This window comes from Saccharospirillaceae bacterium (genome assembly GCA_022448365.1).
Classification (GTDB): Bacteria; Pseudomonadota; Gammaproteobacteria; order Pseudomonadales; family Oceanobacteraceae; genus Bacterioplanoides.
On record JAKVCS010000004.1, the window covers coordinates 564,271 to 575,895 of the forward strand.

Annotated in this window: 9 protein-coding genes; 4 read left to right on the top strand and 5 right to left on the bottom strand. The window is 48.1% G+C overall.

The annotated features are described in order from the left end of the window. Positions 1-64: 64 nt before the first annotated feature. Positions 65-394, top strand: a complete 330-nt coding sequence (locus MK185_13720; GenBank protein MCH2041684.1) for a hypothetical protein — start codon at positions 65-67, stop codon at positions 392-394. Positions 395-575: 181 nt separating this feature from the next. Further along, positions 576-911 (top strand): DUF6482 family protein, encoded by a 336-nt coding sequence (locus MK185_13725; protein MCH2041685.1) that lies wholly within the window; start codon positions 576-578, stop codon positions 909-911. 22 nt (positions 912-933) lie between these two features. On the opposite strand, the gene MK185_13730 is transcribed toward MK185_13725, so the two are convergent. The 4 genes from MK185_13730 to MK185_13745 are packed head-to-tail and all read right to left on the bottom strand — an operon-like array spanning position 934 to position 5,614. Beyond that, on the bottom strand, positions 934-2,460 hold the full coding sequence (locus MK185_13730; protein MCH2041686.1) for a deoxyribodipyrimidine photo-lyase: 1,527 nt from the start codon (positions 2,458-2,460) through the stop codon (positions 934-936). Beyond that, on the bottom strand, positions 2,438-3,895 hold the full coding sequence (locus MK185_13735) for a DASH family cryptochrome (GenBank protein ID MCH2041687.1): 1,458 nt from the start codon (positions 3,893-3,895) through the stop codon (positions 2,438-2,440). The genes MK185_13730 and MK185_13735 overlap by 23 nt, the downstream gene beginning before the upstream one ends. After that, complete coding sequence (locus tag MK185_13740; protein MCH2041688.1) at positions 3,885-4,049, bottom strand: DUF2256 domain-containing protein; 165 nt, start codon at positions 4,047-4,049, stop codon at positions 3,885-3,887. The genes MK185_13735 and MK185_13740 overlap by 11 nt, the downstream gene beginning before the upstream one ends. A 35-nt stretch (positions 4,050-4,084) precedes the next feature. Beyond that, positions 4,085-5,614, bottom strand: coding sequence for a cryptochrome/photolyase family protein (locus MK185_13745; protein MCH2041689.1), 1,530 nt, complete (start codon positions 5,612-5,614; stop codon positions 4,085-4,087). 175 nt (positions 5,615-5,789) lie between these two features. On the opposite strand from MK185_13745, the gene MK185_13750 reads away from it, so the two are divergent. Together MK185_13750 and MK185_13755 are read left to right on the top strand one after the other, a co-directional pair. After that, positions 5,790-7,313 carry an FMN-binding glutamate synthase family protein gene (locus MK185_13750; GenBank protein ID MCH2041690.1) on the top strand — a complete coding sequence of 508 codons (1,524 nt, stop codon included), beginning with the start codon at positions 5,790-5,792 and terminating at the stop codon, positions 7,311-7,313. 305 nt (positions 7,314-7,618) lie between these two features. Further along, positions 7,619-9,877, top strand: a complete 2,259-nt coding sequence (locus MK185_13755) for an EAL domain-containing protein (protein ID MCH2041691.1) — start codon at positions 7,619-7,621, stop codon at positions 9,875-9,877. Between the two features lie 7 nt (positions 9,878-9,884). Here MK185_13755 and MK185_13760 read toward each other — a convergent pair whose 3' ends face one another. Continuing rightward, positions 9,885-11,594, bottom strand: a complete 1,710-nt coding sequence (locus MK185_13760; protein MCH2041692.1) for a GMC family oxidoreductase N-terminal domain-containing protein — start codon at positions 11,592-11,594, stop codon at positions 9,885-9,887. Between the last annotated feature and the right edge of the window lie 31 nt (positions 11,595-11,625).

Below are 11,625 nucleotides of genomic sequence, written 5' to 3' on the forward strand. Positions count from 1 at the left end.
GCGGATTAGGAGAAGCTAAACCTAAAGATAATTAAGTTGTTACCGATACAGGTTTATTTCCCCTATGAGCATCAGTCGTCAAACTCTTGAACAAAATTTGTACGAATTCGATCAGGGATATCGCGTTACCTATGTGAACTTCTCACGGGCTAACGAACTAACGGATGCGCAATTAATTCTGACCCTGGAACGGGATTGCGAGCGTAAAACGTTTGCGTTCTCTCAACCACAGTTCAGTGATGTGAATAAAAATCTGGTTGCCAGCCACGGAATCTACATTGCGGCAATCAAAAGTTCACCGCTATCACCCAATCGCATTGAGGTCGGTGATTCCGAGGGCGGATTTGCCTATTTTACGGCAAAGAATGTAAAAAATATTACGCCTGCCGCCTGATATGAGGTTCCGGAAAAGGATTCCGGTACCTACAGAATAAAGCACCCAGTAGGTTAGCACCCAGTGAAAAGCCCGACAGAGATGTCGGGCTTTTTTTTGCGATTTTTAGAATTGAATTGAGCGAATATGTGATTTATATCCTTTATACTAAAGCGGATTATTTCCAGTAAGGTTGCGTGTTATGACGATTAAAATCAGTGCATTAAAAAAGCGGGATCATATTGAAAAGGTGATCATACATTCTCTTGATTTATGCTTGTATCAGGCTTCCGCTATTATTGATGATAAAGAAGAATTTATCACTGACGACAAAGGTAAACTACTGCGCAGTCACAGTGTTTTATCCTTTCAGGCAATGTTCGAGAAATACCCGATTAAAAACCTGGTGGTGCGTCATACCAGTGCTTACGATGAAATGGTGGGGCAACCAGTGCGTGAGGGCAGCAATGCGATTGAAGTGCCATTTGGCAGGAATCAGCTTGGCAATCCTAAAGGCGTTACCAGTACTGAGCATTAAATCGTCTCGCAGATGACAATGATCAGAATAATGTCATTTGCTGGGAATTGCTTTGACGATTACTCTTTGCTCGACGACGGCTCTGCTTTTTTCGAGAGCCGTGTTTTTCCCCTATTTGATTAGCTTGTTGACGAAAGTCTGTGTCTCTTACGCTGTTAATAAATTGGCGTGCTGTTCGACACGCCTCACTGAAATCAACAAGTGGTGGTGGATAGTGCCTGCCCAGAACACAGCCTGATGACTGTTGCAGTTTTTCGGGCATCAACCAAGGTTGATGAATCCAACTGTTGGGTACGTTGCGTAACTCCGGCAACCACTGACGAATAAACGTACCAGAGGGGTCCAGTTTCTGTGCCTGCAGAGTAGGGTTATAAATCCTGGGGATATTAATGCCGGTTGTTCCGGCCTGCATTTGGGCTTGTGGATAATGAATACCGGGTTCGTAATCAACGAATAGCTGGGCCAGAAAGGGAGCGGTAACCTGCCAGGGAAGCCACAAAGGGTAACTGGCGACCGACATTAACATGGCGCGCATACGAAAGTTAATCCAGCCATGATGGTGTAAATAGCGCATACACGCGTCCACCATTGGCCAACCCGTATTACCGGTTTTCCAGGCTACCAACCACTGTGGATTATAATGCTGGCGTAATTCGTTATACGCAGAGTGCAGATTACGCCACTCCATATCCGGTTGATCTTCCAGCTTTTGAATAAAATGGCAGTGCCACCAAAGGCGACTTTCAAAGGCTTTTAAACTGTTTTTCCAATAACGTGTGGGCTGCTTCTGATGAGCTAGCTGCACCGCAGTTAATACTTCGCGCATGCTCAAACAACCGTAGGCCAGATACGGGCTCAGTCGAGAGCACGCGTGTTCAGCAGAAATTGGAGAACTGATCGACGAACGATAAAATTCACCGCGTTGCTGCAGAAAACTGTTTAATAATGCCAGACCCTGTTGCCGCCCACCATGTTGGCGTCCCGGACAGGGCAGCTGCAGCTTGCCATAATCCTGATTTATTTCGGCCAGCGGTAATTTGCAATCTCCGGTAAAGGCATGCCAATTAATGGCACTTATCGTGGAGTGATCAGTCGGTTGAACGGCTGGCTGCTGCATAAAACGTTGCCAGTTTTTTGCCCAATGATCACGTCCGGGGTTGGGTCGAAGTACACCGAATTGCTGGTATTGTTGCCAGTTAATCTGATGTTGCCGACACCATGCAGCGACCTGGATATCACGCTGATAGGTCCAGTTATTGCCGGTTTCCTGGTGGCTGTGCAGAGTAAATTGTCCGAGTACAGTTTTTAACTGCGCTAATAACGGAACCACATTACCCTGAAATATCTGTAGGCGGCCATCCAGTTCGTTACTCAGATCCTGTAACGATTCTCTGACAAATTGCCATTGCCGTACGCTGGTGTCGGCTAACTGCCAATAATCCGGTTCGAGACAATAAAATGCCAATACCGGTCCTGCTTGAGCTGCCTGATGAAGTGCCTGATGATCGGTACTGCGAAGATCTCGTTTAAACCAAACCAGTTGCAGCATCTTTTTCGGTCGCTATCGGAGCTGGATAATCGGGTAGCAGTTTATCGCCACGGCTATGCTGCTGAATATCTTTGAGACTGTATTGTGCTAACTTTGGCAGCCAGAGTTTGATATGAGTCAGCTCCGGATCGTAATTCTGCAACTGGAAATTAATGTTGAAGATACGGCCTTTGCCCGGACTGCTTCTGGGGTCCTGGCCAACGCCTGCCAGATAGGCCCAATTTCCCCAATTACTGGCGACGTCATAATCCAGTAAATGTCGCTCGAAAAAAGCAGCACCCAGACGCCAGTCGAGCTTGAGATACTGAATAAAATAGCTGGCTAGATTTTGTCGCATGCGATTAGAGCTGTAGCCGGTGGTTATTAACTCTTTGATACCTGCATCAATTAAAGGCACACCGGTCTCGGCCTTCACCCATTGCTGCCAGTGACTGGCATTAAATGGCGGGGGGGTGAGAGGTTCTTGTTTCAGCCCCTGGTAGCGAAAAAACTTACGGCCGTAAATTCGCATGCTCCAGTGAAAATATTCACGCCACAGTAATTCTTGTTTAAACCATTGGCTGTGTTCATTTTCACCATGTTGTTGCTCCCAACGTTCGGTCTCATGCCAGACGTTGCGCACAGACAATGCCCCCCATGCCAGGTGAGCGCTGAGTTGTGAGGAAAAATTTAATCCACACAGCTGATTGCGACTGTCTTTATAGTGCAACAGACCGCGCGCCTGCCAAAGGTACGATGACAGATGAGCAAGACCGGCGTTTTCGCCGCCAATCAGATTGAACGACTGCCCTGGGTCCTGGTTGGCGCTGTTAGCCGTGGTGTTAAAGTCATTGTGCCAGGGAATTGAAGGAATTCGTCCATCGAAGTGATCGGAAAGATGGCTGATGGTTACCGGCGGTTTTGGTGCATCGGGGGTGATGGATTGTTTTTCAATTTTTCGACGGAATGCACTGAAAGAGGTTGGCCAGCGTTCAAATAAATGACCGATCTGTTGTCCCTCGAACAACGTTTGGTTGTTATACAGCGTTAGCGCTATGTTCTGTTGCTCCAGCTGTTCCAGCCAATGACTCTCCTCTGGTGCTTGAGCATGTTGAGTAAATACCTGCTGCATACCTTGTTTTTTCCAGTCACGGAATAATTCAGCAGGCTGCTGATAAACCATTTTAAAATCGATGTTCTGCAGTGCCAGTTGCCGTTGTAAATCAATTAAGCAGGCACGCAAAAAACGTGCTTTTGCCAGTCCAATCCGGCCGGTATCTGCTTTACACTGAGGCCGGACAGTTGAAGTAAAAGGTGTTTCTTCATCCACGTTAAGCCAGAACGGCGGCATAATGAAAACAACCCGCAATGGAAGTCCGGCTTGTTTGGCTAATGAAAACCCCGGGTTGTCGTTAAGACGCAAATCGTGACGTAACCAGATTACATTAAAATTCATCTTCGACCTGACCTGCCTGACATAAATTCGGTGTGACTGATTGAGTTTTTTGTTTCGATTTTCTGCGGCATGCGTCACTGCAATATTTCACTTCTTCCCAGCAACGAAGCCATTTTTTTCGCCAGGCAAAGGGTCGTTTGCATTGCTGACACATTTTCTCGGGTAGGTTTAATTTTTTATGAGCCATGGCTAAAGTGCCTCAATATGATCAAGAAGGTATTCGGCACGATTGATGATTGCCTGTTGTTTATCGTCGGCCATTTTTGCCCAGCTACGGTAGATCATGGCCATGCGTGGATTTTTCTCGAATTGTGGCCGATGCCTCTGAATAAAGTGCCAATACAGGCTGTTAAAAGGGCAGCTGTCTTCTTCGGTGGAAGTCTTTACGGAGTAACTGCAGTGTTTGCAGTAATCCGACATTTTATTAATGTAATTGCCTGATGCAGCATACGGTTTACTCGCCAGGCGACCACCGTCTGCATGCATTACCATGCCCAGAGTATTCGGTAGTTCCACCCAGTCATACGCATCGGCATACACGGCCAGATACCAGTCGCAAACCTGCTGTGGCGTGATACCCGCCAGCAGTGAGAAATTGCCAGTGACCATCAAACGCTGAATATGATGGGCATAGGCATTACGAAAAGTATTTTCGAAACACTCGCTCATGCATTTCATACGCGTATTACCATGCCAGAAATAGCCTGGCAGCTGGCGCTGGTTGTCCAGCTGATTTTGTTGTCCATAGTGCGGCATTAGCAGCCAGTAAATACCGCGTATATATTCACGCCAGCCAATGATCTGACGAATAAAGCCCTCTGCAGCGTTTAACGGAGCTTTGCCTTGCTGATAGGCCAGTTCCACTTGCTGGCAGACTTCCAGCGGTGTTAATAAACCGCAATTCAGATAGGGTGAAATCAGGCTGTGGAATAAGGTGTGTTCCCCCATGACCATGGCGTCTTGATAATCGCCGTAATGTGGCAACCGATATTGAACAAAATGGCTGAGTTCGGCCAGTGCCTGCTCCCGGGTTGTGGCCCAGCTAAAGTGCTCCAGAGTACCGGGGTGTTGGGAAAACTCCTGTTCGACCAGCGCCATCACCTCGCGATCAATGTCATCGTGTTGGTGACAAATACGGGGAACGAGGGCCACCTCTCCTTTGTAGCGTTTGCGGTTATCCTGATCGAAATTCCATTGGCCTCCGCAGGGTTCGTCCTGCTCCATCAGTAGCCCGGTTTTGCGACGCATCTCACGGTAAAAGTACTCCATCCGCAGCTGCTTACGGCCGCTGGCCCAGTCACGGAATTCTTCCTGGGAGCTTATAAAGCGATCATCCTGATAACTTTCGACGGCCAGAGACAACTGATTCTGCCAATCTTCGTCGATGGTTTGTTGCAACCTGTACTCACCGCATTCAGTCACGACTACGGCCTCGATGTCGTGCTCAAAACAAACGGCTTGTATAACTTCTATCAACCGTGTGTGAGCGCTGTCTGACTGATATTTATGGTAATGAACACGCCATCCGGCTGCCTCGAGTTGCCTGCTGAAGTGTCGCATTGCACTGAACAACAGCGCTATTTTCTGCTTATGATGAGGGACATATTGTGCTTCTTCGGCGACCTCGGCCATGACCAGCATGTCCTGCTCAGGATTCAGTGCCCGGAGACTGGCGAGGTTGGTTGTCAGTTGATCAGCAAGTATCAGCCCAAGCTTCATAACTCACTCTTGTATTAATGATGTATAGGTAATGTATAGGTATTGGCTTTTTTAGTCCAGAGTCCTGCGTCTGAGTCACCCTCTTTGTGATGGTGAAACTGTCCTTCCTGATAAATTTGACTTTTATCTATGACAGCCGGGCAGTAACCTAACGCCGTGATGATGAGAGGTGACTATGTCTGAAGAAGTTCTGATAATTGCAGCCTATGGCGTGTTGGCGTTGCTTGGTGCGCTGGCCATTTTTCTACTGGCCACTCTGCTATGGCTGGTCATGGCGTATTTGGTCGATGTAACCCAAACCCGTCATACCGTGAGACGGAATTTTCCGGTTATTGGTCGATTTCGTTATTTCTTTGAACATCTGGGGGAATTTTTCCGCCAGTATTTTTTTGCCATGGACCGTGAGGAAATGCCTTTCAACCGAGCTGAGCGTGGCTGGGCTTATAAAGCGGCCAAAAAGGTGAACACCACCGTCGCTTTTGGTTCCACCCGTCGACTGGATTTACCGGGTACCGTGTTGTTTGTGAACAGTCCATTCCCGGCATTAAAAAAGACATTTGCGGAACCGGCGGAAATCACTATTGGTGAAAACTGTAGGCATCCTTACACCACCAAGTCGCTGATTAATATTTCCGGGATGAGTTATGGTGCGCTGTCGAAACCGGCGGTTCGGGCATTGTCTCACGGTGCAAAACAAGCAGGTTGCTGGATCAACAGTGGTGAAGGTGGAGTTTCGCCTTATCACCTGGAGAGTGGCTGTGATCTGGTGGCCCAGATTGGTACCGCCAAATACGGTGTGCGTACGCCGCTGGGTGAACTGGACGAGGGGAAATTAGCCACCATTGCCGCCCATGAGCAGGTACGCATGTTTGAGATTAAATTGAGCCAGGGGGCAAAACCCGGTAAAGGTGGAATGTTACCGGGTGCTAAAGTCTCTGCTGAGATTGCGGCTATCCGCGGCATTCCCGAAGGCGAGGACTCCATCAGCCCGAACGGTCATCCGGATATCCGCTCGGTGGATGATTTGCTGGACATGATTGCCCGGCTGCGCGCGTTAACCGGTAAACCTGTGGGTTTTAAAACAGTACTCGGCGGCATGGATTGGATTCGCGACTTGTGTCACGAAATTATGCTGCGGGGCATTGACTCTGCGCCTGATTTTATCACGCTTGACGGCGCCGAAGGTGGAACCGGTGCGGCACCACAGCCGCTGATGGATTATATGGGGCTGCCTTTAAATCAGGCGTTACCTATGTTGATCGATACGTTGGATGAATTTAATTTGCGCCCGCGTATTCGTGTGATTGCCTCGGGTAAGTTGATTAATCCAGATCGGGTTGCCTGGGCTTTGTGTACGGGGGCGGACTTTGTCGTTTCGGCCCGTGGTTTTATGTTTGCGTTGGGTTGTATCCAGGCACTGCAGTGCAACTCGAATACCTGTCCGACCGGTATTACGACACACGACCCTAAATTGCAGAACGGCCTGGTGGTTAACGATAAGGCGCGTCGCGTCGCACAATACGTTGACTCCATGATTCAGGAGGTTGGGGTGATTGCGCATTCCTGCGGTGTTGATGAACCTCGTCGCTTGAAACGCACTCATGCCCGCATGGTTCAGCCCAGCGGTGCTGCCGTGTTGCTGTCGGATTTATACGCCAGTCACGATTTTCGACCGGATGGCGACTTTCGTCATGGTTGAGTGACGTTATTGCGTGCTGTTAATTTAAATGTATATAACCGTAAGATATATAAACTCCAGTTTCGGTTCCGGGTTTACGTGTTGATTGTATGATGTGAGTTATTTACTGACAGTTACGTTATCAATTACTTTGTTGATTTATGTCATTTGCGGGTTTCTCTGCTGGAAGATGATTGATTTGTCACTATAGTTGTCACACTAAGGAAAATTCGTGGCTATCTAAACATGTGGTATTCAGGATCATGGTCCAGCTGACACGTAACATATGGACCATCTACTTTATATTTTTGCTGGTAAGTATTGTTTTGGCTGGCGTAATTTCCAGTCATCGTTGGCAGGGCGTTGTTAACGAGTATAAACAGCAGCACATTCATCGCGCGGAGCAGGTTGCATCTGCCATTCATGCTGTGTTTGTCAGTCAGGAAATGCTACTGGATGTTTTAGGCCAACAGTTACTGCGCGAACATCGTGATCTGACATCCCCTCAATCGCCTCAAATACTCGACGATTTATTAGTGGTTAACCCCTGGGTTTCGGGTTTTGGTCTGGCCCGACCAGATGGTGAGCTGGTGCTGGTGAATTCGGCTCAGGATAAAAGCCTGTTACCTAACCTGGCGACCCAGGACAGCAGTCGAGATTCCTTTCGTGATACGTTGTTATCACACAATATGGTGGTTGGCCGCACTTATTATATAAAAGCGATGGGGGAATGGAGCATTCCTATTCGTAAAGCTCTGCGCGATAGCGAGGGCAATGTACTGGCGGTAATGACCGCCGGTATTCGCGTTCGGGGGGCGTCAAAAATATTCGAGAAAGATCTGCATTACGGCACGACCGATGAGGTTAACCTGATTCGTGGCAGCGATTTTTACCTGCAATACCATTCATCCAGTGCCAAAAATCTTGATGTGATTTACCAGCAACCTTTGTCTGACACGATACTGGATAACGGCTTTTCTGCTTTAATGGCTGCAGCCAACACAGACTTTGCGGGTATTCGCCAATTACCGGGTGCGATGGCGTATAAGGTTGAACGTGATGGCAGGCAGCGTATAGAGGCGACGCTGTATGATAACCGTTACGATTTATGGGTGTCTTCATCGGTTGATTTTAACGATGTGGTGATGGAGCTTATTCCTACGCTGATGACTTACGCAGCGATTTTTCTGATCTTGCAGCTGATTATTCTGGCGTTATTCCGATCTATCGCAGCAGCAGACAAAAAAACTCGTAATCATTTGGAATATCAGGCCGCTCACGATGTATTAACAGCATTGCCGAACCGTTATTTTTTGGTCAATCGCACATCTCATCTGATTGATATTGGTGTCGAACGCTTCAGTTTACTTTTTATCGATATCGATAACTTTAAAGGCATCAATGATAATTTTGGTCACGATGTTGGTGATCAGGTGTTACAGGATGTGGCGCGGCGCCTGGGTCGTGAGATTGGTCAATCGGAGTTAGTGGCGCGTTTGGGGGGGGACGAATTTGTTGTTATCACCACCAGATCCGACGAACAGGAATTAAAAGCCTGTGCCGGAAATATCATTAACAGTCTGGGCCAGGTATTCAGTGTGCGTAATATGCAGTTTCATCTCGGCGCCAGTATCGGTATTGCCCGTTACCCTCAGCATGGTGATTCTCTGAACGCATTATTACGTGCAGCAGACATCGCCATGTACGAGGCAAAAAAAGACAAAAACAGTGTTGTGATACATCGTGACGAAATTGAAGACACGTATCTCCGGCATAATCGCATCGAGCAGCTGTTGCGGCTGGCGTATCATCGCAACGAGCTGTTTATGGTGTATCAGCCGCAGATGAATCGGGCCGGCAGTTTAGTCGGCGTTGAAGCATTAGTGCGTTGGAACAATGCTGAGTTGGGTTTTATTCCGCCGGATCAGTTTATTGCTGTGGCTGAGACCAGTGGTTTGATGACGGAGCTTGGAAATTTTATTATTGAACGCAGTTTGCGGGATATACGTCAGGTACAGGATGTATTGTCATCTCATTTCAACTTATCACTGAATATTTCTGTACGCCAGTTGCTGCAGCCAGGCTTTGTTCACATGCTTGCAGAGCTTATCCAGCGTTACCGGTTTTCGCCGCACGAAATCGTACTGGAGATAACCGAAAACTTATTTATTGAGGATATGAATAACGTTGGTTCGGTTATTTTTGCGCTGCGTGATCATGGCTTTAATCTCTCGCTTGATGATTTTGGTACCGGTTACTCTTCGCTGAGTGTGCTGCAGAAATTACCAATTGATGAGTTAAAAGTGGATAAAAGCTTTGTTGATGATATTCATCATGACGAAAAAGCCCGTCAGATGATTAAAAACATCATTGCCATCGGGAAGAACTATGGCATGTCGGTATTGGCAGAAGGCGTCGAAACCGAGCAACAGGTTCGCATGTTGAATACTTTGGGCTGTGATCATTATCAGGGCTACTGGTTTTCCCGGCCCCTCGATGTTGAGGGACTGCGTCATTTTGTCGAGTCTGCCGCTGGCAACGTTGCGGCCGATACCGTTTGTGATGACATGCCTGGTCAGGCTTAGGTGATGATTACCTCAGGACGGGGCGCTGCAAAATCAAGTCTGCAGCTCTCGCTGCCATGGCGATAACCGTTGCATTCGTATTAGCACTGATCTGATCCGGAAAGACCGATGCATCCATAATCCTCAAGTGACGACAGTGATGAACCTGTAGGTGATTATTCACAACGGAATCCTGAGGGTTTTCTCCCATGCGACAGCTGCTGACCGGATGATAGACGTGGTTTGCCTTATCACGGACAAAAGCCATTAATTGTTCATCGCTGGTTTGGTGTTTTCCGGGAAAGACCTCTTCGAGTTGATATTGAGCCAGCGCCTCGCACTGAATAATGTCACGTGCCTGGCGAATACCTTTGAGCAGAGGCTGTATATCTGCCTCGTTACTTAACAACCCTAAATGAATATGGGGTGATGATGCCGGATTATTGTCCTTCAGACGTATTTGCCCACGGCTTTTCGGGCGCAGTAGGGTAATGTGCATTGAAAATCCCCAGCCCATCATAAATCTCAGATTACGACCGTGATCATCAAATAACCCTGGGGTACACATCAGTTGTAAATCGGGTACTGACTGTTGCTTATCTGAGCAAATAAAACCACCGGCTTCAATCAGGCAGCTGCTGAGCAATCCTTGGCGTTGCGGCTGCTTGAACGGACGGAAGTATCTACCCGCCTCTTTGACCAGGCGTGGCAATATGGCCGGAGAAAAACTCAGCCCAGAGGTTTTTATCTTGGGGTTGTTCGCCCGGTTGACTACCACAACATCCACGTGCTCCTGCAGGTGTTTACCGACGGCTGGCAGCGCCAGTTGGCAGGGAATCTGGTGACGTCCGAGTTCTTCCGGATCACCAATACCAGATAGCATCAGCAGCTGCGGGCTTTGAAATGCTCCGGCAGATAAGATGACTTCCCTGACGGCGCTGATATTTCTGGATGATCCCGAGGTGTGTGATAATTGAATCTCGACACCGGTGGCTGTCAGTTGATCGTCAGCCGTCGTTTCTGTCAGTACTTTATTTACCTGGCAATCAGTAATTACCGTCAGGTTTTTTCGTGTCAGTATCGGGTGAAGAAAAGCATGGGCGCTGGAGCAGCGTTCGCCGCGATTGATGGTGGCTTGATACAAACCGACACCGCGTTGTTCGGTACCATTAAAATCGTGATTATATGGCTGACCAGCTTGTTGGGCGGCCGATACAAAATTACGGCTGATAGGCTGAATATGATTTAAATCACTGACGACTAATTCACCATGAATACCGTGGTAATGATCGTCCTGTAGCTGTGAACGCTGTTGTTTCATGGTGGCACGAAAGTAGGGTAATAGGTCGTCATAACCCCAGCCACTGGCGCCGACAGATAGCCAGCGCTGATAGTCCTGCTGGTGGCCGCGGGTATACACCATGGCATTAATTGCACTGCTGCCACCCAGCGTTTTTCCCCTTGGGCTGTACACCTGGCGATGATTCAACGCCGTACCTTCCTGGCTGGAAAATTTCCAGTTGTATTTTTTCCATTGAATCAAAGCCGCGACCATCGCCGGGATCCGAATCGCGGCAGAGTGGTCCACAGGCCCGGCTTCCAGTAAGCACACCGAATAATGGCCATTCGCCGATAATCGATTGGCCAGTACACATCCGGCTGAACCGGCGCCAACAATAATAAAATCGAATTGCTGTGGAAATGTTTCCGGAAGTTTGTGTGCTTGGTAAACGGGCATGATTTCAACTTACAGTATTGTTAACAGGGTC